The organism is Bartonella sp. CL100XZDX (genome assembly GCF_042195375.1).
In the GTDB taxonomy this organism is placed as follows: Bacteria; Pseudomonadota; Alphaproteobacteria; order Rhizobiales; family Rhizobiaceae; genus Bartonella.
The window spans coordinates 38,751-61,552 of the sequence record NZ_JBHIOH010000008.1 but is presented as its reverse complement, the minus strand read 5'-3'; the positions used below and the strand labels follow the sequence as shown (position 1 = coordinate 61,552).

The following is a 22,802-nucleotide window of genomic DNA, read 5'->3' as shown; positions in this document are numbered from 1 at the left end:
CTATCGGACGATTTCTCATGCAAAAAGCCACTTGATGACGATTGTGCTTGCTGATCCAAATGTTCTTGGGCGCCTTTGATAATAATCTTTCCCCCAGAGTGAATGGTAATATCCGCTTGTTTCTGATCTCCTGGTGCTTTCTCTCCTGACGTTTCCTCACACTGAGCTGCAAATTATCCGCCTCCTCGCCTAGCAGATTTCACCTTCTAACCACTTTAATTACCACATCCTAAATAAGATAGTGTTTTACAGCACAACAGAATAAATATCAAAACAATGACCGATTATACCGTTAATACTTGGACACCTCTCTTTCATGTTAAGAAATATCTTTTATGCTAAAAAATAAAATAAAAAACACTTTTACTGCTTAAATAACTTTCTTCAGCATATATACAAGAAAAAATGAAATCCCCTAACATAATAAATGAGACCTAAACCTAGAAACCTCTATTTTTTATAGATAAAAACATATAAAATCAAAACCTATGAAACTCATAAAAACACAACATGTTTTCTTTGATGATTGAATTCATTCAACTCAAACGAACCTATAAACATCCCTATTCCACATTCGCAACACGTGTTCTTAGAATTCTCACTAGCGTTTTCTAAATTTTTGGAAAAAACTATAAATTTGATATTTTTTAAAAACGTCTTATTTTCTCTTTAATGAATTTAAATCTATGACGTTACAATAGTTTTAAATTACAGCCCCCTTAACTGTATGATTATTTCTACAAAAGAGAGGGATTTTACGTTCTCCATTTTGAGAACTATAAATTTTGTTTTTTAATGCGATTAACAATAAAATCTTTAAAATAAAAAATATGACCTTTATATATAATGCTTTTATCAAAAATTCCTAATCCATGAATATTAGCAATGTTTTCGATATTATAATAAATGTGTCGTAAAATGACGAACTGTCATAATAATCACTCCTGTGTATTTCATTTAAATAATTTACATGCGTTTAATGTTTGTATCAGCATTTATTTTTTGTTTTATATTTATACAGAGTTATCATTTTTTATAAAAAATGATTAATTGAATCTGCATCAAAATATAAATTATGATAATAATTTAATAAAAATAAAAACACATAGCATATTGATTTTATTGTTTTTACATAGAACGCTATTTAAAGTATAGTCTACCCAAAAGACTATTGCCTTTTTAAAGGCAATAATAACTATGCTAACCGCCTCATAGAAGCCAATAAATTTTTAGATATTAAGCCTCAAAGAGGCACAAAAAACACGCACAATTTTCTATTTTTCTTTTTACTGTTCGTTAAAAGGTCAGTTTTCAAAGATAATATTCAACTATGAGTTTTCTGCTCAGCCATTGCAAAAATTGCTTAACTGTTTAGGGATTACTTCACTTTTAGAATGATTATAGCTACTGCGCCCCCATAAGCAGCCGATCTTCTTTTAGAGATTTAATTGCTAAAAGGAGATACAATTTTCCACCTTGCGCTTTATTTTCATCAATCAGTAAATTTTCAAAGGCGGCGTTCAACCATGAGTTTTTTAATTTCAGCAATCGCTTTCGCTGGATTTAATCCCTTTGGACAAGTTTGCGCACAATTCATAATCGTATGGCAACGATAAAGGCGGAAAGGATCTTCTAAATTATCAAGACGTTCACCACACATCTCATCACGTGAATCCGCAATCCAGCGATAAGCTTGAAGCAAAACAGCGGGACCCAAATAACGATCACCGTTCCACCAATAACTTGGACATGAAGTCTGACAACACGCACACAAAATACACTCATAAAGACCATCGATTTTTTGGCGATCGGAGTGACTTTGTAACCATTCTTTTGCAGGTTCAGGAGAAACTGTTTGTAACCAAGGCTCAATAACTCGGTGTTGCGCATAAAAGCGATTCAAGTCAGGAACCAAATCTTTAACAACCGGCATGGAAGGCAAAGGATAGACTTTAATGGGGTGTTTTACATCATCCATACCTTTGGTACAAGCCAATGTATTGGTTCCATCAATATTCATCGCACATGAACCACAGATGCCTTCACGGCAAGATCGACGAAGTGTCAAAGTTGGATCAATGTGGTTTTTAATAAACAAAAGCCCATCAAGAATCATAGGACCACAAGCAGAACGATCCACATAATAAGTATCTAAATGAGGATTTTCCTCATCATCAGGCGACCAACGATACACGTGAAATTCCGTCAGCTTTGTAGCACCTTCAGGTTTAGGCCAAACCCTTCCCGGTTTTACTTGAGAGTTTTTGGGAAGCTTAATTTGTACCATATTTCATTCTCCCCTTAATAAACCCGTTTTTTAGGTGCAATGCGCTTTAAATCGATCCCACCATCAGCTTCAGATGTTAATGGGTCCACATGGACAGGTCGATATGATAATGTCACCTTACCCTCTTTTGACAAATGTGAAAGCGTATGTTTACGCCAGTTTTTATCATCACGCTCTGGATAATCTTCACGAGCATGAGCGCCACGGCTTTCTAAACGTGCTTCGGCAGAATGAACAGTCATGATTGCATTCGCCATGAGATTTTCAAGCTCTAATGTTTCAACCAAATCAGAATTCCATATCAGAGAACGATCTGTGACTTTGAGATCCGACAATTCCCCCCAGATTTTATTCATCCGCTGACATCCTTGTTGCAAAGAATCTTCTGTACGGAATACTGCCGCATCTTCTTGCATCGTGCGCTGCATTTTTTCACGCAATAGAGCTGTTGGTATCGCCCCTTGTGCAAAACGTAAACGATCAAAACGCGCTATAATTTCGTCAACAGCTTCTTCATTGAGGGGTGGAATTTCTGCATTCCGATCAATAACTTCCCCCGCGCGAATGGCAGCAGCACGACCAAACACCACAAGATCAATTAATGAATTTGACCCCAAGCGATTAGCCCCATGAACAGAAGCACATCCTGCTTCTCCTACCGCCATCAGCCCTGGTTGAATACGATCAGGCGAATCAGCCGTTGGATTGAGAACTTCCCCGTAGTAATTGGTAGGAATCCCACCCATATTATAATGGACCGTTGGCAAGATGGGGATAGGCTCTTTTGTTACATCCACACCTGCAAAAATCCGAGCTGATTCCGAAATTCCCGGTAAACGCTCGTGCAAGATTGCAGGATCAATATGGTTGAGAACCAAATGAATATGGTCCTTCTTAGGTCCAACACCACGTCCTTCACGAATTTCAAGTGTGATACAACGCGAAACCAAATCACGTGAAGCCAAATCCTTAAAGGAAGGTGCATAGCGCTCCATAAAGCGTTCACCTTCAGAGTTGATTAAATAACCTCCTTCACCACGAGCTCCTTCTGTAATTAAGCAGCCAGAACCGTAAATCCCTGTAGGATGGAATTGCACAAACTCCATATCCTGAAGAGGCAATCCAGCACGTGCGATCATTCCACCACCATCACCCGTACAGGTATGCGCCGATGTCGCGGAAAAATAAGCGCGTCCATAACCACCGGTTGCAAGAACAACCATTTTAGCAGAAAAACGATGTATTGTACCATCATCGAGATTCCATGCCACAACCCCCGTACAAACCCCATCCGTCATGATGAGATCGAGTGCAAAATATTCAATAAAAAATTGCGCATTATGCTTTAAGCTTTGTCCATAAAGCGTATGCAAAATGGCGTGGCCTGTACGATCAGCGGCTGCGCAAGTACGCTGAACAGGTGGACCTTCACCAAATTGTGTCGTATGTCCACCAAAAGGACGCTGATAAATTTTGCCTTCTTGCGTCCGCGAAAAAGGAACGCCATAATGTTCTAATTCATACACAGCAGCAGGAGCATTACGCACCAAATATTCCATTGCATCGGTATCACCCAACCAATCAGAACCTTTCACGGTATCATATAAATGCCACTGCCAATTATCAGGTCCCATATTTGAAAGCGATGCAGCAATTCCCCCTTGTGCTGCAACCGTGTGTGAGCGCGTTGGAAAAACCTTCGTAATACAAGCTGTCTTTAATCCTTGTTCCGCCATACCCAATGTTGCACGTAATCCTGCACCACCTGCCCCAACAACAACAACATCAAATTTATGATCTACAGTGCGATAAGGGGCGTTACCTGCTTTAGCGCCCAGAGATGATCCTGTACCCGCCATATTTGTTTAACCCCCTAATGCAATTTTCAAAAGAGAAAAAATAATGATACCACCTATGAGAAAACAAAATAAAATATTTAACGTCAAAAAGAATATCCGGAAACCTTCACGTGGAATATAATCTTCAATCACCACTTGCATACCAAGTTTCATATAATAAAGGACCGAAAAAGTCATCAATCCCATCAAAATAGCAACAATAGGATGTGCAAGTCTTGCACGCACAATGCTATAGTCCTTTCCCACAAGCGAAAGAATAAGAACAATAAAAAATATCAAAAGTGGTAGATTGATAAACCCTGTCAAACGTTCTAGCCAAAAATGCTCTGTTCCTTCATGAGCACTGCCACGCCCCCGTACTTTTCCAAGTTCCGTTCGAAAATCTTTTTTCATATCTCTTTTCACCCCCAGCTAAACAACGGTATATCCAATAATCCAAATCGCAAAAGTAACAATAAGAGAAATAAACACTGTCGCCCAAGCAGTGACTGTTGCCTTTTCTTTTGCCAAAAGGCAAGGTTTCAGATCCCAAACAATGTGGCGAACACCACCAACCATGTGATGAACCCCTGCCAAAGTATAAAGAAACAAAATACACAATCCAAACCAAGAACTATAAATCTCGTGAACCGTTCTGAATGCCTCCTCCCCGCACGCAATAGCAATTAACCAAACAGCAAGAAAAACCGTTCCAACATAAAGTGCCATACCCGTAATGCGGTGTGCAATGGACATAGCCATAGTAATTGTCCAACGATAAATACTTATATGAGGGGAACGAGGGCGCTCTTTTATCCTAGTTGTCTCTGTCATAAAATATCCTGACCTGGTTTTTACTGCAACCGCAATGAACGAGAAAGTTCGCGCAAAACGACTAAATATATTCTCTCGTTTTCACTTGTTTGGCATCTCAAGATACCGATACTACAGGTCGGTTGTCTCAAATAACGGATTAAAGGTCACGCATAAAAAAACCGATTACTCCACGGATATGATCCGCAAAACTTGCTTTAATCTAATACAATTTTATCTTCACGTCAAAGGTCTAACATCTTTTCTCAAATATAAACAGGCATTTTTTCAGATTAAACTTATCCTTTTGAGTATCCATGATATATGCAATGGTATCTTAAATTGCACCCATGATTAAGGATAAAAAGAGGAAAAAATTGATAGATTAAACATTTTTATGTCCCCTCCAAGCCTTTTAAAAGGCAAAACGAATCACGAAAGACACAAATAAGCGGCATAAAAGCCGCTTTTGCATAAAGTTTAGCCGATATAATCTTTACTCAGCAACTTTCTTTTCAACATCTGTGCTGACAGATGCTGCTTCTACTTTCTCAATAACCTTTTCAGCTTTTTTCCGATAATCTCTCTTTTCAGCGATACGCGCAGCTTTACCTCTCAAACCACGAAGATAATAGAGTTTTGCACGGCGCACTTTACCACGGCGCACCAGCTCAACACCTTCAATCAACGGAGAATAAACAGGAAACACCCGTTCCACCCCTTCACCATAAGAAATCTTGCGCACTGTAAAGGTCTCATTCAACCCACCGCCTGAACGTGCAATACAAACACCTTCATAAGCCTGAACACGCGTCCGCGTACCCTCCGTCACACGCACCATGACACGAACTGTATCTCCTGGCTTAAAGGCTGGAAATTGGCGCTTTTCTTCAATTTTTGCACATTGTTCAGCTTCAAGTTGTGCGATAATATTCATTTCTTTTATCCTTCATGTTCTTTATCGAACAGTCAGAGCGCTCAACTCTTACCAAAAAAGCCTTTATTAAGAATAAGGAGCTCTTTAGGCTATGTCTTACACAGGAGCGAATACACCATTCCTTCATTTTAATTTTGGAACTACAGAAAACCTTTTATAAAAAACTCTCTAAAAAGAGAGCCATGCAATACACTACCTTATCATATGAATCAAGTTTTCTGATGATTTTTATCATAACGCGCATAAAGATCAGGGCGACGTTGACGTGTTAACAATTCGGCTTGGCTTTGACGCCAATCTGCGATCGCTTTGTGATGACCTGAGAGCAATACAGGCGGAATACCCCGCCCTTCGAAAAGAGAAGGGCGTGTATATTGCGGATGTTCCAGCAAGCCATTTTCAAAACTTTCACACCTTGCAGAAGCTGCATTCCCCATCACTCCAGGCAGAAGACGTATAATAGCATCTAAGATAACCAATGCGGCTGTTTCACCCCCTGAAAGAATATAATCACCAATAGAAACTTCTTCTAATTCTCGTGCTTCTATGACTCGCTCATCAACCCCTTCAAAACGTCCACAAACTAACGTTACACCCGTATCACGAGCCAAGCTATGCGCGTAAGCTTGGTCAAAAGGGCGCCCACGTGGACTCATCAACAATCTTGGCGAATCCTGTGGACAACAATCAAGAGCCGCCGCCAATACATCCGCCCGCATTACCATACCCGCCCCCCCACCAGCAGGTTTATCATCAACGCTATGGTGTTTGTCTAAAGCAAAATCCCTAATCTGTACCGTCTCCAGTGACCAAATTCCGCGCTCTAAAGCTTGCCCTGCTAAAGAATACCCTAAAAAACCAGGAAACATTTCAGGATAAAGGGTTAAAACGCGCGCCTGAAACTTCATTTTATTTCTCATCCTTATTTTCTTAAACAGACTCTTAATAGCAAAAATAGCACAAACAAGATTTTTAACGCTATAGCGTTAAATTGAATCTCCTTGATCTGCGCTTTATTCAATACGATCCTTCTAAATACTTGCACTAAAAAAGACTCTAAAAATTCAGAACTATTTCGAGATAAAGTGCTTACAATATCTGCTCAAAAGTGCATTTTTAATATTTCCACACATTCCACTTTTTATTGACGAAATTTATCTGTTATTTTTTCCTTCATCTTTATTTTTAGATTCAAGCTATTTCCTTTTTATCATTGTCTCCCCCATCAATTAAACCAGCGGCCATGGGATCAACAACAAGAAAACCAGAATCCATACAAATTTCTGGTACCGCCGCCTTACTAAAGGGAATAAGGACTCTTTTACCTGTATTCAAACGCATTTCAAGCAAATCACCAGCCCCGAAATTAAAAAAACCACACACTTCACCTAAGATTTTTCTTCCACAATCTTGGACACACAAGCCTATTAAATCGACTTGATAAAACTCATCCTCCATCAAATCATCAATTAATTGATCACGCGTCACATAAAGGCGAATACCTTTTAAAGACTCAGCCGCATTACGATTTTCTATCCCTTTAAAACGTACAATCGCCTTATTTTTTTGTATGCGAAGAGTTACAATTTCATAAGAATGCCCCATATCATCATAAAGAGTGCTGTAAAACTTAAAACGCTGTGGCTCAGCACTTAGAATTTTAACAAAAACATCTCCTTTTATACCATGAGGCATACCAATAATGGCAAGATAGACTTTATTTTTAAGCTTTTCTTTATTATACTTCATACGAAAATATTATCTCTCAAAAATGAACCCTTCAATCTTATAGTTTTCTATTCAATCTTGTTGCCATATGAGACAATCTTCTAAAAGACCTTTCTTGGTAACAAAAACAAATTAATAAAGGAGAAAGTCTTATGGCAAATATTATGCTATTTTACAAAGATATCACGCCAATCAACAAAGTTTCCCATAAAAATCTAAAATTTGCTCCTCCAAGTGATATGTCTTTTGCCAAGGATACTCACTGGGTTCCTTTAGCAAGTACTGAATATTTTCAAGCAGCACTAGACTATCCTATTTTATTTATGTGCGCCGAAGATGAACAAAAAAAACGGCACTACACATCCGCAGCTCTTGTCGGCCTTTCTAATGACGAAAATGACTATATCGCTTCTGATAAAAGTTGGAAAAATAATACTTATGTTCCTGCTTTTGTCCGTCGCTATCCTTTTGTTTTGGCACAAATTAGCAATGAAAAAGAACTTTCTGTTTGCTTTGATCAACAGTCAGGTATGTTTAATGAAGTTGCAGGAACAGAACTTTTTAATTCCGACGGCTCTATTTCTCCTTTTATGGAAGAACGTATTCGTTTTCTTGAAAGTTTTAAAATCGCTATGGAAAAAACCTCTGAGTTTATTGATGCTCTTGTAGAAATGGATCTTCTAAGCCAAAAATCTATCAATGTGAAAAACGATAAAGGTCTCTCAGCTCAATTAGAACATTTTTGGGTTGTTGATGAAGAAAAATTGAATAAATTATCAGCAAGCCAACTTGCCAAACTTCATAAAAATGGCTTTTTAGGATTAATTTTTGCGCATTTGATGTCAACGCACAATCTTGTGAAAATACTCTCTCTCAAAGGTGAAAAGCAACTTATCAATCGTGAAGAGCAACCCCAAAACAAGAATGGTCATTCTAACGATGAAAGATCTAAAAAGAAAGAAACTCTCAACTAGATAATGCCTATCAAAAACGACAAGAGAAAAGATGAAAATATTCCTCTCATTCCAGCAGACCATGCAATTTTAAACGCAAGGAAAAATTGGTTAGAGTGTCTTACCCAAACACGTCGTATGTCAGCACAAACAGTGCAAGCCTATGAACGTGATACGCGGCAGTTTTTGTCTTTTCTCTGTCAACACTTAGGTCATACACCAACCCTTACAGATCTTGCTCATTTACGCATCAGTGACTTGCGTGCTTATCTTGCTTATCGGCGTACAAACAATGTAAGTGCTCGTTCTTTAAGCCGCGGAGTAGCAGGCATCCGTTCTTTTTTCAAGTACCTATCACGTGAAGGAATCGTCAATGTTCCGGCGGCTCAACTTATCCGAAGCCCCAAACACCCAAGATCGCTCCCAAAACCTTTAGCGATCAAATCAGCACTTCACATAGTCAAACAAGAAAACCAGCTAGAAAATGAACCTTGGATTAGCGCTCGTAATGCGGCTGTCCTCATGCTTCTCTATGGCTGTGGAATGCGAATATCAGAAGCCTTAAGCCTCACACCAGAACAATTTTCTGATCCTGAAAAAACAAGTTTATTTATAACAGGAAAAGGTGGAAAAACACGCCTTGTTCCTCTCATCAAAATTGTTTACGAAGCTGTACAAAATTATCTCAAATGTTGTCCATATCCTTTAGTGGATAACCAACCCATATTTCGCGGGGCACGAGGCGGTCCCCTACAGCCCGCCATTATTCAGAAAACTGTACGCAACTTACGAGCAAGCCTTGGTTTACCAGAAACTGCAACGCCTCATACACTGCGCCATTCTTTTGCCACCCATCTTTTATCACGGGGGGGAGATTTGCGCACGATTCAAGAACTTCTTGGGCACGCTAGTCTTTCCACCACACAAATCTATACCCACGTCGATACAGACCATTTGTTAAAAATTTATCAAAAGGCCCATCCCCGTTCCTAAAAGTGTCTCATCAAAAAATTAGAGTGTTTCAACCTCAAGTGCCAAAGCATGGACACAAGTAGCTAACTCTTCTTGTAAAACTTTATAAATCGCTCGATGTATTTCTACGCGTGTCATATTAGAAAAAGAAGAAGATAAAATTTTCACTCGAAAATGTGTTTCTCCTTTACCATCAAAAGCATGTTCATTATGAGAATGCCCCTCATGAAGATGACTTTCGTTAATCACTTCAAGCTTTTGCGGATGAAAAGCATCCTGAAGCTTTCTCTGGATTATTGTTTCTATAAACATTTTTCATTCCTCAAACAAAATGAACGTGCCAAAATACACCTTTTTCATAATAGAATAAGTGTGAAAACAAATTTTTCAAAAGTCAATTCTTGTAAAATTAATCAATTTTGCATAAACCAATAATATGACAATAACATCTAAATTATTCGATTCAATTCGCATAAGCTCAAATAAAAAACAAAACGCTGAGCCAGAAGCACAACAGTGTCAGTGGGAAGGTTGTGAAAAAACAGGAGCCCATAAAGCACCAGCAGGTCGAAATCACGAAGGACAATATTTATATTTTTGTATTGAACACGTACGTGCCTATAATAAAAATTTTAATTACTTCTCTGGTCTTAGCAATAAAGATATCGCAAAATTTCAAAAGGATGCTCTCACAGGACATCGTCCGACATGGCCTACAGATCTGAGCAATGGTACATCGAAAAAAACAGCCGCTAATTATGCCAAGATTCGCTCTGGAACAGCTGCCTATCAAAATCGTATGCGCGATCCCTTCACGCTTTTTACTGGGCAGCATTCAAGCAATAAATTCTCACGAAAATTAAAGCCCTTAGAAGCAAAAGCTTTTGATACACTGGGACTACAGGCAAACGCTTCAGCAGAAGACATCAAAATGAAATATAAAGAGTTGGTAAAAAAGCACCATCCTGATTCCAATGGTGGTAATCGTGCTTCAGAAGAGCGCTTTCGTGATGTTTTACATGCTTATAATTTGCTAAAAAAGTCTGGTTTGTGCTGAAAACATGCGCTTATATGAGTCTATTTTCATTTAGACCATCATTATTTGCGCAAAATGTTACTTTTTTTGCAAAACATTATAGAATACGTAAAAAATCTTTCTTCAATATCTAAGGCTCTCATTATAGAGCATTGCATAAATACTCTAACTCTTGTATCGTTTCTAATGAATAAATAGCATCCTCTCCCTTCCAGAAACACAATGACAAATCTTACCGTTGAAAATTTGCCCGATATTACACTTTGTGCTCGCGATCTATTTCATATTGAAACAGATCTGAAAGTCCCTGCTTTTAGCACAAAAAGTTCCCATGTTCCTGATATCGATTCTGATTATCTTTTTGATCAGCAAACAACTTTAGCGATTCTCGCAGGTTTTACCTTCAACCGCCGTGTAATGGTTTCTGGCTATCACGGTACAGGGAAATCAACGCATATTGAACAAATTGCTGCACGTCTCAATTGGCCTTGTCTTCGCATTAATCTCGATAGTCATGTAAGTCGTATCGATCTTGTAGGAAAAGACGCTATCGTTTTAAAAGATGGCTTACAAATCACTGAATTTAAAGAAGGCATTTTGCCATGGGCTTATCAAAATAATATTGCTCTTGTTTTCGACGAATATGATGCGGGGCGTCCCGATGTTATGTTTGTCATCCAACGCGTTCTTGAAACCTCTGGAAAACTAAGCTTACTTGATCAAAGCCGAGTCATCTCTCCACACCCAGCCTTTCGTCTTTTTGCAACAGCAAACACCATTGGTCTTGGTGATACAACTGGTCTCTATCATGGTACCCAACAGATCAATCAAGCTCAAATGGACCGCTGGTCTATTGTTACGATACTCAATTATTTACCCCATGATAAAGAGGTTAATATCATTTGTTCAAAGGTCAAATCCTTTCAAACGACTGAAGGAAAAAAGATAATTTCACAAATGGTTCATGTTGCTGATATGGTACGCCAATCTTTTATCAATGGAGATCTTTCAACTGTCATGAGTCCACGTACCGTCATTACTTGGGCAGAAAATACAACAATTTTTCAAGATGTCGGCTTTGCCTTCCGATTAACCTTTCTCAATAAATGTGATGAACTCGAACGTGCCACTGTTGCAGAATTTTATCAACGCGCCTTTGGACAAGAGCTTCCCGAATCACTTATTCATGGTGTTTCGCCTTAAGGAATCTGTCACTCATGGCTACCGATATTGGCGACAACAAAAATCCGGCAAAAGATTCTTCCAACAACACTCTTAATATTGAAGCTTTTAAAAAAGCACTTTCCACCTGTATGCGTGCAATTGCAGGCACAAACAACCTTGAAGTTTCCTTTAGTCATAACCGACCATCTTTAAGCGAAAGTTGCGCGCGTTTACCAGAATTACCTCAATACGCAACGAATAAAGACATCACCATTACCCGCGGATTAGGTGATTCCATGGCTCTGCGCAAAGCATGGCATGATAACCGCATTCACATGCAATTTTCTCCACTAGAATCAGAAGCACGTGCTGTCTTTGATGCCCTAGAACAAACACGTGTTGAAGCAATTGGTACTTTAGCCATGGAGGGGCTTGCAAAAAATCTTGATATCATGCTCGCCGATAAATACAAAAGAGCCCATTATCATAAGATTAGCAACCAAAGTGAAGCCCCCATCCAAGAAGCAATTGCACTTTTATTGCGTGAAAAAATAACAAAGCGCGCAGCTCCAAGAGAAGCGGGTCCTGTCTTAGAACTGTGGCGTCAAGAACTCGAACAAAAAGCAGCAGCAGAACTCAATGAACTCCCACATCATATTTACAACCAACAAGATTTTGCACAGATTGTTCGCCAAATGCTTGTTACACTCAAAATGACAGTGCAACAAGCTGAAGCTTCTAACAGTGAAAACAATAAAAAATTAAAAAATGCGTGTGAACCTCAAGACCAAGGAGAAGAAGAGAGTAAAAACAAAAAACACGCTCAAAGTGAAGAACAAACCAGCACTGAACAAGAAAGTGATGTGCAAGATGACGGAAAAACACAAGCGACACAATCAAACAACAATGATCAAGCTGACGGCGAGCAAAAAAATGGACCTTGGCAAGAAAAGCCGAGCAAACCCAAACACCTTTTTTCTGATTCGGAACAAATGGAAAGACTTGGCAATTATAAAATCTTCACCCGTCAATTTGATGAAATTTTGGAAGCAACAGATTTTTGTTCTGAAAACGAGTTAGATCACTTACGCCGTTATCTTGATAAGCAAATCAATCATCTCCAAAACATCGTTGGACGTTTAGCAAACCGTCTCCAGCGCCGCTTGATGGCGCAACAAAATCGCAACTGGAACTTTGACCTTGAAGAAGGATATCTTGATACAGCACGGCTTCCACGTCTAATTATTGACCCCATGCAACCCCTTTCTTTTAAAATGGAAAGCAACACCCAATTTCGGGACACAGTTGTTTCACTTCTCATTGATAATTCTGGCTCAATGCGCGGACGCCCCATTAGCGTTGCCGCAAGTTGCGCTGATATTTTGGCACAAACTCTTGAACGTTGTGGTGTCAAAGTTGAAATTTTAGGTTTTACCACCAAAACTTGGAAAGGGGGCAAATCGCGCGAACAATGGCTTACCCAAAACAAACTCCATAATCCTGGACGCCTCAATGATTTATGCCATATCATCTATAAAAGTGCTGATACCCCATGGCGTCGCGCACGACGCAATTTAGGTTTGATGATGCAAGAAGGATTATTAAAAGAAAATATCGACGGAGAAGCTTTGATTTGGGCTCATCAACGCCTTTTATCACGGCGTGAACAACGTCGCATCCTCATGGTCATTTCTGATGGCGCTCCTGTTGACGATTCGACACTATCGGTCAACGCCAGCAATTATTTAGAAAAACACTTACGCGCAGTGATTCAAGAAATCCAAACACACTCCCCCATCGAACTCATTGCCATTGGAATTGGTCATGACGTCACACGTTATTATCAACGTGCTGTAACAATTATGAATGCTGAAGAACTCGCCGACGCCATAACAAAACAATTAGAAATACTTTTTAGTGATAAAAGGACTCATTTTCATAAGAAATAAACCTGCCTTAAATCAGCAACGATTACATTTAAAAAATTATTTCTATCATTAAACCATCGGAATTTGATGGCTAACAACCTGAGAAGATAATCCCACAAATTGAATATCGAACTTTAAAGAAGCTTCTACTTTACTGGATGCATTATGAATCCCAAAAGAAATGCTCCAACCATCTTCAAAAATTATAATGAGTTTGTTTTTACTTTCTGGTTTTAGTGCAACTGATAAAATTTTGCTTGGAATTTTTCATTTACGTCCATATCCCAGAGTGCCATTCAAATTAAAAGACTGAATAATTACCCGTTTTTGTCTCGATCTTGTGTTATTTCATTATATTTAAATACACGTATATAGAAAAATATCTCCACTAGACATAGCTCTAAAGTGCTGCTCTCACAGAAAATATAATGCGTAGACTTTCACCTTCAGTAAAATAAAAAGGTAAAAGTTGTATTTATTATACGCAAAAGAAGAATCATCCAAAGAGGATATTTTAAACACTAAGAATTATTTTATAAAAGAATCAGCATAAATGGATTCATAGCGATTTTTGCCGAAAAATCGCTAAAGCAAGCGAGAGCCAACCTGTTCCTAACCTTCCCAAAACAGTACTCACCACGGGTGATCTATCAACATCCCATCTCCTGGATAAAAGAAAAAATCTTTACTCACATAAAATATAAGAAAAACACGAAAAAAAGAATATTACTTCATTCACGAAAAAGAACATACCATTATATATCTTATCCGCACTCCTACTTTAAAGAAACATTCTTCCTTGCTTCCAAGCTTATTTCACGACAGCGCCCATATATGGCATAATGCAAAATCCAGAATCATCCTTTACTTTACAAGCTACAAGCCAAAAGCAAAATCCTACTTTCAAGCTTCCAATGTTTTTAAGATAAATCAATATACTTCCAGCGCCTAATATTGCACTTCTATTACATTAAAGCTCTTCATAAGAGTATTGCTTTCTCAAATGACGTTGTCCGCACGCCAATTCCTCTTATAACATAGGCAAGCAAATGATTTTTATTAACTCAATATAAGAGTATTTAAAACGCGTAAAATTTTATGATATTGAGCTCTTTCACTCAAATAAAAAATATAAGTTATCATTTTAAATCAATCTATTAATAAACATCAGTTGCAATTTCTGTCACATTTAATCATTTGTAAAAAGTATATTTAGCCCCTTCTCAAACAAATGACTTTATCTTTTCCTCACAAGAGAATTTTGAAATAAAAAACGCGTTTTGTGTTGGAGCTCTTACTTAAGTTGGCAAATGATAAAGTATCCATTATAAATAACGTGCCACACCAAGCATAGCGTACAATTTTCTTGGCTTCATGAAAAAAAAAGACAAAAATCATTATTTGTGACAAACAAAAGAAGAATCATCCTTTGAATGACTTTGATAAAGAGGAAGCTTTACAATATTAAGAATTGTCCCATAAGGAATCAACATCAACAGGCTCATAATAATTTTTACCGAAAAATCACCAAAAGCAAGCGATAGCCAAACTGGCATGCCTATCCCTCCCAAAACAGTACTCTCCACCAGTGCACTATCAGCATACCCTGTTATCTTATCAAGAACAGCAAACGAGCTAGAAAAAGCAAGAGCAAAAAACAGCACTGTATCCAAAGCTGAACCAACCAACGCTGCTGCTAAAGGTGCTTTCCACCATGTTTTACGTCGTAAAGGAGTAAAAACAACAATATCAAGGAGTTGCCCAAATAAAAATGCAAAACTAGAAGCAAGGGCAAGCCGTGGTGTCGCCAATATCCAAGAAACAAAGACCCCCGCAAAAAAACCAGCATAAACCACACGCCGCGCCGCAGATGGACCATAAAAACGATTGGTTAAATCATTGATCAGAAAAGCAAATGGATAGGTAAAAGCCCCATAAGTCAACAGCTCATTTAAATCAAACCAATAGACAGGATATTGAACCAAAATATTAGAAGCCGTAACAGCAAGGCACATTGCAAAAATAGAAAAAACAACATACCTTTTCTTTTGCTGTTCTAATAAAGGACCGCTTGAAGACATTTTTTTAACCTGGGATATGGAACCAATAAAATGAAACGATCAACCTGCAAAAAACTTAACTTCTAGAACAGAAAACCGAAATCAAAGCGTTAATAAACCAAAAAGAATAGCGCTAACAATTACGCTGCTTGTTCAGCCTTTTGCTCACCTTCTTGCTCAGCTTTTTTCTTAATGATTTGGCGTTTTAGCAAACGCGCACGTTGCGACAACTCTTTATCATCTGCTTTAACTAAAAAACCATCAAGGCCACCACGATGCTCAACAGAACGCAATGCACTTGCTGAAATACGCAAGCGATAACTTTGCTGTAACACCTCTGAAATCAATGTCACATTGCAAAGATTTGGTAAAAAACGACGCCGTGTCTTATTATTCGCATGGCTAACATTATTACCATACAGAACCGTTTTCCCTGTCAATTCACATGCACGAGACATAAACTTCACCCTTAAACTCTAAGAAACTTTCAAATCCCCATACCCAAAGGACACAATGAACGCAAAACACGCGCAATGCAACCTTGAACGGGCATCATTGGGAAGTTTCTTTCTAATAGGGGGTCGACAACAAAAGGTCAAGTCTTTTATAAAACCTTTTTCATCTCTTGTTGGCTCATTTTTCATCTTTTTCCTCAATAAGACGTGCAAATTCCGCCAAAAAGCGTACAAAATGTTTTTTTTTAAATATATACCATGTTAGAATAAAAGCCTATTGTCCCGAAAGGAAGCATAAATCATGAGCAAAAAAGAGCCCCCCATGACAAAGCTTCAGGGAAATTCTTGCCGTTTTTCTTCTTTTTTATTTGGAACTTTATGTATTTGTTTTTTTCTTCTCTTCAGTGCATTAGGTATATGGCAAGTACAACGGTTAAACTGGAAAACAAATCTTATCACCAGTGCTAATCAGCGCATTCATTTACCCCCCATTAAAGCCCCCAAAAAAAATCAATGGTCAGATGTTACTTTTGAAAAATATGAATATCAACCTGTTGTTATCACAGGAAAATTTTTAACAGATAAAAATATTTTAGTCACTGCTGCCGCTCAAAATACTACAGGCTATTGGGTTTTGACTCCTTTACAAACTGCTGATAATACACTGATCTTTATCAACCGTGGCTTTATCCCCATGGATGAACGTAATAATTTTCAAAACTCAGAGAAATCGCATACAAATGCCTCATCTCAGCAAAATTCTACCACGGACACAGAACAAACAATGATTATAGGTTTATTACGCATGAGTGAAAAAAATGGATTTTTCCCGCGTAAAAATAATCCTGACAAAAATTTATGGTATACGCGCGATCTCCCCGCTATGGCACAAAAACTTGGTTTGTCCACTGTTGCTCCTTATTTCATTGATGCCAGAAAAACATCTCCACAAGCAAACCTTCCCGTCGTTGGTCTTACGATTATTCATTTTCGAAATAATCATCTCGTTTATGCAATCACGTGGTTTATTTTAGCTGCTGGTGTGTTAGGAGGTTTTCTTTTTCTGCTACGGCAAAAAAACTAAAAAAATACCTCTTCCATCTCAAGTAACAAAAATTTTTAGAATCTTGAAAACTGATAAAGAGAATAAAATCTACCAACTTTCACCTTTGTTAAATAAAGATCATAGGCATACAATAGATCTTTATACCATTCACAAAAGATTTACGCGACACTCTTTAAAAAATCATCATAAAACGAGGGTTTATTCATTAAAAATGTAATGCCCAAAAATGTGAAGCAATGCATTATCTCCACTCTATAAAAAATTCACTCTTAAAAACATTGTCATAAACGCTTTTGAAAAACATAAAGCCAAATTTAAAAATGATAGGAAAGATAGGCACTCATTTTTGCCTTTATAATTTTATATTCTTGTTTCATTAGATTGTTTCCCATTTCAGAGATTATTCCAATTGATATACGCAATACTTTCGCCTTCATATAGTATAAAAGCTAATATAGCAGAGAACATACGGAGGCATTTTTTGTTTCACAACTGCTATGAAGATGAGATGTTGAGTTATAAGCAACAAAAAAAACATTTAATTTCTCAACGCGACTTTTATACCTATCACCGCACCTCAAATGAGAGGTTTTTACAGGATAATAGAAAAAGGTGAGCATCCTATATTCTAAAAAGACAGTTTATCCTTTCAGTGTATTTTGCTAAAGGCTTATGCTATAAACGTATAAGCGTGTTTTACTAGAATTTTAACTCTTTCATTTTTAAGGCTTCTGTTATGGGTGTTGTTGCCAAAAATTTTCCCATACCTGATCTTCATCGGGTTCGTCGTGTTCTCTTTTCTGTGTCTGATAAAACGGGTGTGGTTGCTTTTGCACAAGCCCTTCATGCTACTTACAATGTTGAATTAATTTCAACAGGAGGAACAGCAAAAACCCTCATAGCAGCTGGTTTACCCGTAAAAGATGTTGCTGAAGTTACCGGATTTCCTGAAATAATGGATGGGCGTTTAAAAACACTCCATCCTTTGATTCATGGTGCTTTGTTAGGGGTAAGAGAAGATCCTAGCCATAGGGAAGCTATGGAAAAGAACAGCATTCATGGAATTGATCTTTTGGTGGTGAATCTTTACCCTTTTGAAGAGACGATCCTATCGGGAGCCGATGGGCAAACGATTCTTGAAAATATTGATATCGGTGGACCGGCGATGATTCGCGCCGCGGCAAAAAATTATGCTTATACCGGTGTTGTAACAGCGATAAAAGATTATGATTCGATTCTAGCTGAATTAAAGCAGCATAATGGATGTTTAAGCTTATCTATGCGTCATCAGCTAGCAATGCGCGCTTATGCACACACCGCTGCTTATGATACGGCAATAGCAACGTGGTTTGCACGGGATTTAAAAATTGAAATTCCATCATGGCAGAGTTTTTTCGGTCATCTTGAAAGTGTTATGCGCTATGGGGAAAATCCACATCAACAGGCAGCATTTTATCGCAATAATGAAAAACGTTTTGGTATTGCAACAGCAAAACTTTTACAAGGCAAAGCGCTTTCTTATAACAATCTGAATGATACAGATGCAGCCTTTGAGCTTGTGGCAGAATTTGATCCGCAAAAAACCGCTGCTGTCGCTCTTATTAAACATGCCAATCCTTGTGGTGTTGCGGAAGGAAAAAATTTGAAAGACGCTTATTTGAAAGCTCTTATGTGTGATAATGTATCGGCATTTGGTGGAATTGTTGCTTTAAATCAAACCCTTGATGAGGAATGTGCTGAAGAAATTGTTAAAATTTTCACAGAAGTGATTATTGCTCCTGATGCCACAATGGCGGCACGTGAAATTATTGCCCAGAAAAAAAATCTTCGTTTGCTCATTACAGGTGGAGTTCCTGATCCACGCTGTGGAGGACTTCTTGCGAAAACACTTGCAGGAGGCATTTTAGTGCAATCACGTGATAACGTGGTGGTTGATGATCTTAAATTGCAAGTAGTGACAAAGCGGGCACCAACTCAAGATGAAATGCGTGATCTTCAATTTGCTTTTCGTGTAGCAAAACACGTTAAATCAAATGCTATTGTGTACGCGAAAAATAGCGCAACAGTTGGAATTGGAGCCGGACAAATGAGCCGCATCGATTCAGCAAAAATTGCTGCAAGTAAAGCAGCAGAAAGTGCGCAAAGAGCAGGCTTAACAGAAACCCTTACAAAAGGATCTGTTGTTGCATCAGATGCATTTTTTCCTTTTGCAGATGGTTTATTAGCAGCAGCTGAAGCAGGGGCAACAGCAATTATTCAACCAGGAGGCTCCATGCGTGATGAAGAAGTTATCGCCGCTGCTGATGCACAGGGTTTAGCAATGGTTTTTACAGGAACACGACACTTCCGACATTAATAATTTTGCTGATTCCCTCTTCGTATGAGACAAATGTTTCAAGGAATTTTTTATAATCATCGTATAACTATTGAAATGGAAGCAGTTATTCAATCCAAAGAATCTACACGTGAAGAAGTTTATCACCGAAGAAAATGCACATAATTTAGCCATTGTTTAGGGAAAGAATATTGTTCTTGTTGATATTTTTAATGGTTGCCCTTTCACATGAGGAAAATGTTAAAGGGATGTTATCTTGTATGTAGATGCATACCTGTTATGATATTATAACACAACTCTTTTTAGTAATATGCTCTATTCTTAAACTAAAGAGTGTAATGAAAAGTTTGAGTAGAGGATATGAATATTCTACGTTTTTATAGTAATTGGCGCCGTTATCGTCGAACCGTTAATGCGTTAAGTCGTCTTTCAACATATGAACTCAGCGATCTTGGAATTTGTCGAGGTGATATTGATTCAATTGCACGACGTTATTCGCGTAAATCTTTATGAAAGTTGTTTGAGATATTTGAGAGAATGCTTTGCGATGAAAAAGCGTGCATTTTGTGATTTGTTATTACGCCTTCATTTTTAAGAGCAGAAGAGTTGTTTTTCTCAGCCATTGCTGTGTATTGTTTCTCAAATTCTCAGTGTTTCTGTGATATACAACATTTGATTTATAATGATAATTTAGCGTTATTCATATTGAATTAGAACTCCGAATACCGTGAGATTCTTCCATTTCAAATCTATGTATGTTGAATCAACCAAAACCATTCGCCTGCACGTTACACATGAGGAATCCTGTGTAGATAAAAACTATTAAAAAAAGGCTAAAAATGCCTCTTATGAACCATCTCTAGTGCCAAGAACTGTTACAAACATTGGGCACTGATAAATGGTGTGATAGTGCCGAACTGCTCCTTCATAAGCGTAAAGATGGGGGGTGCTTAATGGATTTACCGTTATACCCATCACGGGCATCGTCGCAAAATAAGCTTGGAAGCGTTAAGGGATTTTTCTTTAAAATAAGTCCGTGAATATACAATACAATAGTGCTCTGTTTTTCGTGAGGAGTGTAGCCCTATTAATGCAACTCTCTCAGAGATAAATATTGATCCCAACAGCACACTTAAAAACTTATCGAAGATAAGCAACAGCTTAATTTTCTCTCCATATCTTTAAAGGATTAAAATCTTTAACTAGTACTCATCTGTCAACAATGGTCTTTCAAAAAACTTTTTTTCTGGAGCCAATCCCTTTTAGCATCACCTCATGAGATTCTATGAGCAAACCTTGCCTAAAAACATCCACCCCATACTCTAACAAAACTCTTCATGTATAAAATTGATATGATCTTCAAATTTTGAGAATATTACTACAATAAACGATAATGTTTTGCGACACGCAAGATAAAACGCAATATACTATGGGTTGGAATAATGTTCTAATTTTTTATCAAACGCTTTACGGATAAAACGCCAACGAACTTTTTCCTGAAATGCTGGACGAAAATATAAAACAATCTGTTGTGTCCGTTGTGGACCTGTTAATTCTGCAAAATCAATCGAATCTTCAAGACAAATATCTGCGTCAGGCGATATAAAATACCATACTTGTTCGCTCTTCACGTTCTCATTCTTTACGGCTAAACACACACGTTCGCCATCATAGTTAACTTCAACTTGTGGATGAAGATGAAACCGAACAGCAACATGATTTTTTTCATTTTGCACACTCTTGTGTCTCTTTCCCCCTTTATTGGGCATAAAAAAGCGATCAAAACCCTCAATCATATCTCCATTTGTCGCCAAAATAAGACCACGCTCATGAATAAGATTAAAGGGTCGCATATAACCATTATGACTCGCAATAAAACCCGTCTTCTCTGAATCCTCTATACGGCACACTTGAACATCTGTTGGTCCATCAAACAAAAATGGCGCGCCATTTTTCTTTTTATGATAAAAAGCACCCACTGAACAATCATTAAGCGTAGCTGTTGAATGTGCTGCAGTAACACGCCCTAAATGTCGATAATCTTCCCGCCCATCAGGATTAACACCGGTATTGATAATAAAACGGTGCCCTTGTGAAGACATTTCAAAAGACAAACACCCCGAACAAGCCTGCTGTGCTACAGAGCGGGGTGGAAACTTTCCTGTATCTGCAAGCACTGTTGTTTGATTGGCTTTTAAGCGCTGAAATCCTGAATAACGGGCATAACTAAAAGGATGTCCTCCTGTTTCATCAAGCTCCAAAAGTGATGATAACCGTTCCGATACAAGGGGACCAACCCCATTAAAATGGGCCAACGTTTGATCCTCATGGATAAAGAATCGTAAAGCTGGCAACATACGCTCAACAGAATCAATCAAAATACGGGGTGCTGTTTCATTGCTACGCATAAAAAGATGCCGTAACGACAATAAATCCGATAACAAATTCAGCAAAATAACAGGACTACGGGAAATATGCCCACCATCAACTAGGATTTGACGGGAAAGCTCCTCTATAAGTGTGGTTTGTACCTTTTTTTTCACTGCCGCTGAAACAGGCAAAGCAAGAGATGCGAATGTCAAAGCCACTGCTGCTTGTAAACGTTGATCATTGTGCTCCATACTACAAATTGTTACGCGCAAATAACGAAATTGCAAACCAAGTGCACGTAAAAAGCGTTTTTCAAACCGTTCACTTGCCCCTTCTAACAACATTTTCGAATGACAAATCCATGAAATCAAGCGCCGCGCCACAACAGGATCACTCCAAGCAAGCCCTTTTACCTTCTTACCAGCATGGTCAAACCAGTCTTCTAAAAGAGAGCGTGCATGTGCAGAAGCTAAATCACTTCCTGCTGCCTCCATATGGCGCAACCAATGAAAATCATGTAGAGCCGCTTCCCATTCTAGCGTTGGTGGAACCAATGAAAACGGAGAAACAGCACCAGAATGAACAATGTGACCAGCAAAAGCAAAACGACCATGATAAAATTCATGCGCCATCATCGGATCAGCTACATGCAAATCCATGGGATGCGCTAAAATTTTATGAGGACGAAACCCTGAAAACCGCCAACGAAACAATGGTCCAACCCATAAACGCCGCATAACATTCTGTATCGTATCGATACAGGCTGCCACTTTTACCTGAGGAGCTTTTACCGCAACCGCCAAAATTTTATCTCCATTTATGCTGAATCAAATACAATTTCGACCATTTTTGTAAATGAA

The 22,802-nt window shown here is 38.3% G+C and carries 20 protein-coding genes; 8 read left to right on the top strand and 12 right to left on the bottom strand.

The window, feature by feature from the left end:
• Positions 1 to 1,507: 1,507 nt before the first annotated feature.
• The 7 genes from ACFILU_RS01030 to rimM form a co-directional block, all read right to left on the bottom strand.
• Positions 1,508 to 2,287 (bottom strand): succinate dehydrogenase iron-sulfur subunit, encoded by a 780-nt coding sequence (locus tag ACFILU_RS01030; protein ID WP_375674388.1) that lies wholly within the window; start codon positions 2,285 to 2,287, stop codon positions 1,508 to 1,510.
• Positions 2,288 to 2,301: 14 nt separating this feature from the next.
• Complete coding sequence (sdhA, locus tag ACFILU_RS01025) at positions 2,302 to 4,146, bottom strand: succinate dehydrogenase flavoprotein subunit (RefSeq protein WP_273790056.1); 1,845 nt, start codon at positions 4,144 to 4,146, stop codon at positions 2,302 to 2,304.
• Between the two features lie 6 nt (positions 4,147 to 4,152).
• Positions 4,153 to 4,539: a succinate dehydrogenase, hydrophobic membrane anchor protein gene (gene sdhD, locus ACFILU_RS01020; protein ID WP_273790057.1), complete on the bottom strand. Its 387-nt coding sequence runs from the start codon at positions 4,537 to 4,539 to the stop codon at positions 4,153 to 4,155.
• An 18-nt stretch (positions 4,540 to 4,557) separates the two neighbouring features.
• Positions 4,558 to 4,959, bottom strand: a complete 402-nt coding sequence (sdhC, locus tag ACFILU_RS01015) for a succinate dehydrogenase, cytochrome b556 subunit (RefSeq protein ID WP_254492571.1) — start codon at positions 4,957 to 4,959, stop codon at positions 4,558 to 4,560.
• 475 nt (positions 4,960 to 5,434) lie between these two features.
• The gene (gene rplS / locus ACFILU_RS01010; protein ID WP_273790058.1) at positions 5,435 to 5,875 is read right to left on the bottom strand and encodes a 50S ribosomal protein L19; all 441 of its coding nucleotides are present in this window, start codon (positions 5,873 to 5,875) and stop codon (positions 5,435 to 5,437) included.
• A 209-nt stretch (positions 5,876 to 6,084) separates the two neighbouring features.
• Complete coding sequence (gene trmD / locus ACFILU_RS01005; RefSeq protein ID WP_273790059.1) at positions 6,085 to 6,783, bottom strand: tRNA (guanosine(37)-N1)-methyltransferase TrmD; 699 nt, start codon at positions 6,781 to 6,783, stop codon at positions 6,085 to 6,087.
• Between the two features lie 283 nt (positions 6,784 to 7,066).
• Positions 7,067 to 7,624, bottom strand: coding sequence for a ribosome maturation factor RimM (gene rimM / locus ACFILU_RS01000; RefSeq protein WP_375674387.1), 558 nt, complete (start codon positions 7,622 to 7,624; stop codon positions 7,067 to 7,069).
• Positions 7,625 to 7,755: 131 nt separating this feature from the next.
• Between rimM and ACFILU_RS00995 the strand changes: the two genes are divergently transcribed.
• Together ACFILU_RS00995 and ACFILU_RS00990 are read left to right on the top strand one after the other, a co-directional pair.
• The gene (locus ACFILU_RS00995; protein WP_375674386.1) at positions 7,756 to 8,577 is read left to right on the top strand and encodes a SapC family protein; all 822 of its coding nucleotides are present in this window, start codon (positions 7,756 to 7,758) and stop codon (positions 8,575 to 8,577) included.
• Positions 8,578 to 8,580: 3 nt separating this feature from the next.
• Positions 8,581 to 9,549, top strand: a complete 969-nt coding sequence (locus tag ACFILU_RS00990; protein ID WP_375674385.1) for a tyrosine recombinase XerC — start codon at positions 8,581 to 8,583, stop codon at positions 9,547 to 9,549.
• A gap of 18 nt (positions 9,550 to 9,567) precedes the next feature.
• Here ACFILU_RS00990 and ACFILU_RS00985 read toward each other — a convergent pair whose 3' ends face one another.
• Positions 9,568 to 9,840: a BolA family protein gene (locus tag ACFILU_RS00985; RefSeq protein ID WP_375622119.1), complete on the bottom strand. Its 273-nt coding sequence runs from the start codon at positions 9,838 to 9,840 to the stop codon at positions 9,568 to 9,570.
• 124 nt (positions 9,841 to 9,964) lie between these two features.
• On the opposite strand from ACFILU_RS00985, the gene ACFILU_RS00980 reads away from it, so the two are divergent.
• The 3 genes from ACFILU_RS00980 to cobT all read left to right on the top strand — a co-directional run bounded on the left by ACFILU_RS00980 (position 9,965) and on the right by cobT (position 13,677).
• On the top strand, positions 9,965 to 10,585 hold the full coding sequence (locus tag ACFILU_RS00980; RefSeq protein WP_273790064.1) for a J domain-containing protein: 621 nt from the start codon (positions 9,965 to 9,967) through the stop codon (positions 10,583 to 10,585).
• A 201-nt stretch (positions 10,586 to 10,786) separates the two neighbouring features.
• Positions 10,787 to 11,767, top strand: a complete 981-nt coding sequence (gene cobS / locus ACFILU_RS00975) for a cobaltochelatase subunit CobS (protein ID WP_273790065.1) — start codon at positions 10,787 to 10,789, stop codon at positions 11,765 to 11,767.
• 14 nt (positions 11,768 to 11,781) lie between these two features.
• A complete protein-coding gene (cobT, locus tag ACFILU_RS00970) occupies positions 11,782 to 13,677 on the top strand; it encodes a cobaltochelatase subunit CobT (protein ID WP_375630708.1) in 1,896 nt (631 codons plus the stop codon).
• Between the two features lie 48 nt (positions 13,678 to 13,725).
• Here the strand turns inward: cobT and ACFILU_RS00965 are convergent, their stop codons facing one another.
• The 3 genes from ACFILU_RS00965 to rpmB form a co-directional block, all read right to left on the bottom strand.
• Complete coding sequence (locus ACFILU_RS00965; RefSeq protein WP_375674389.1) at positions 13,726 to 13,908, bottom strand: HaeIII family restriction endonuclease; 183 nt, start codon at positions 13,906 to 13,908, stop codon at positions 13,726 to 13,728.
• A 1,145-nt stretch (positions 13,909 to 15,053) separates the two neighbouring features.
• Positions 15,054 to 15,737, bottom strand: coding sequence for a VUT family protein (locus ACFILU_RS00960; protein ID WP_375674384.1), 684 nt, complete (start codon positions 15,735 to 15,737; stop codon positions 15,054 to 15,056).
• A 119-nt stretch (positions 15,738 to 15,856) separates the two neighbouring features.
• Positions 15,857 to 16,174: a 50S ribosomal protein L28 gene (rpmB, locus tag ACFILU_RS00955; RefSeq protein WP_273787609.1), complete on the bottom strand. Its 318-nt coding sequence runs from the start codon at positions 16,172 to 16,174 to the stop codon at positions 15,857 to 15,859.
• A gap of 298 nt (positions 16,175 to 16,472) precedes the next feature.
• On the opposite strand from rpmB, the gene ACFILU_RS00950 reads away from it, so the two are divergent.
• The 3 genes from ACFILU_RS00950 (at position 16,473) to ACFILU_RS00940 (ending at position 20,085) form a co-directional block, all read left to right on the top strand.
• Positions 16,473 to 17,255 (top strand): SURF1 family protein, encoded by a 783-nt coding sequence (locus tag ACFILU_RS00950; protein WP_375654306.1) that lies wholly within the window; start codon positions 16,473 to 16,475, stop codon positions 17,253 to 17,255.
• A 718-nt stretch (positions 17,256 to 17,973) separates the two neighbouring features.
• Complete coding sequence (gene purH / locus ACFILU_RS00945; protein ID WP_375674383.1) at positions 17,974 to 19,593, top strand: bifunctional phosphoribosylaminoimidazolecarboxamide formyltransferase/IMP cyclohydrolase; 1,620 nt, start codon at positions 17,974 to 17,976, stop codon at positions 19,591 to 19,593.
• Between the two features lie 339 nt (positions 19,594 to 19,932).
• On the top strand, positions 19,933 to 20,085 hold the full coding sequence (locus tag ACFILU_RS00940) for a DUF1127 domain-containing protein (RefSeq protein WP_273790070.1): 153 nt from the start codon (positions 19,933 to 19,935) through the stop codon (positions 20,083 to 20,085).
• 914 nt (positions 20,086 to 20,999) lie between these two features.
• Here ACFILU_RS00940 and ACFILU_RS00935 read toward each other — a convergent pair.
• A complete protein-coding gene (locus ACFILU_RS00935; RefSeq protein ID WP_375630700.1) occupies positions 21,000 to 22,745 on the bottom strand; it encodes a heparinase II/III family protein in 1,746 nt (581 codons plus the stop codon).
• Positions 22,746 to 22,802: the final 57 nt, after the last annotated feature.

What these genes read in the sequence shown, in the direction of transcription:
- ACFILU_RS00985 (WP_375622119.1), bottom strand. Translation starts at nt 9,840, where the DNA reads ATGTTTATAGAAACAATAATCCAGAGAAAGCTTCAGGATGCTTTTCAT.
- ACFILU_RS00980 (WP_273790064.1), top strand. Translation starts at nt 9,965, where the DNA reads ATGACAATAACATCTAAATTATTCGATTCAATTCGCATAAGCTCAAAT.
- sdhC (WP_254492571.1), bottom strand. Translation starts at nt 4,959, where the DNA reads ATGACAGAGACAACTAGGATAAAAGAGCGCCCTCGTTCCCCTCATATA.
- ACFILU_RS00990 (WP_375674385.1), top strand. Translation starts at nt 8,581, where the DNA reads ATGCCTATCAAAAACGACAAGAGAAAAGATGAAAATATTCCTCTCATT.
- sdhD (WP_273790057.1), bottom strand. Translation starts at nt 4,539, where the DNA reads ATGAAAAAAGATTTTCGAACGGAACTTGGAAAAGTACGGGGGCGTGGC.
- rimM (WP_375674387.1), bottom strand. Translation starts at nt 7,624, where the DNA reads ATGAAGTATAATAAAGAAAAGCTTAAAAATAAAGTCTATCTTGCCATT.
- cobT (WP_375630708.1), top strand. Translation starts at nt 11,782, where the DNA reads ATGGCTACCGATATTGGCGACAACAAAAATCCGGCAAAAGATTCTTCC.
- rplS (WP_273790058.1), bottom strand. Translation starts at nt 5,875, where the DNA reads ATGAATATTATCGCACAACTTGAAGCTGAACAATGTGCAAAAATTGAA.
- ACFILU_RS01030 (WP_375674388.1), bottom strand. Translation starts at nt 2,287, where the DNA reads ATGGTACAAATTAAGCTTCCCAAAAACTCTCAAGTAAAACCGGGAAGG.
- sdhA (WP_273790056.1), bottom strand. Translation starts at nt 4,146, where the DNA reads ATGGCGGGTACAGGATCATCTCTGGGCGCTAAAGCAGGTAACGCCCCT.
- trmD (WP_273790059.1), bottom strand. Translation starts at nt 6,783, where the DNA reads ATGAAGTTTCAGGCGCGCGTTTTAACCCTTTATCCTGAAATGTTTCCT.
- ACFILU_RS00995 (WP_375674386.1), top strand. Translation starts at nt 7,756, where the DNA reads ATGGCAAATATTATGCTATTTTACAAAGATATCACGCCAATCAACAAA.
- purH (WP_375674383.1), top strand. Translation starts at nt 17,974, where the DNA reads ATGGGTGTTGTTGCCAAAAATTTTCCCATACCTGATCTTCATCGGGTT.
- rpmB (WP_273787609.1), bottom strand. Translation starts at nt 16,174, where the DNA reads ATGTCTCGTGCATGTGAATTGACAGGGAAAACGGTTCTGTATGGTAAT.
- ACFILU_RS00950 (WP_375654306.1), top strand. Translation starts at nt 16,473, where the DNA reads ATGAGCAAAAAAGAGCCCCCCATGACAAAGCTTCAGGGAAATTCTTGC.
- ACFILU_RS00940 (WP_273790070.1), top strand. Translation starts at nt 19,933, where the DNA reads ATGAATATTCTACGTTTTTATAGTAATTGGCGCCGTTATCGTCGAACC.
- ACFILU_RS00960 (WP_375674384.1), bottom strand. Translation starts at nt 15,737, where the DNA reads ATGTCTTCAAGCGGTCCTTTATTAGAACAGCAAAAGAAAAGGTATGTT.
- cobS (WP_273790065.1), top strand. Translation starts at nt 10,787, where the DNA reads ATGACAAATCTTACCGTTGAAAATTTGCCCGATATTACACTTTGTGCT.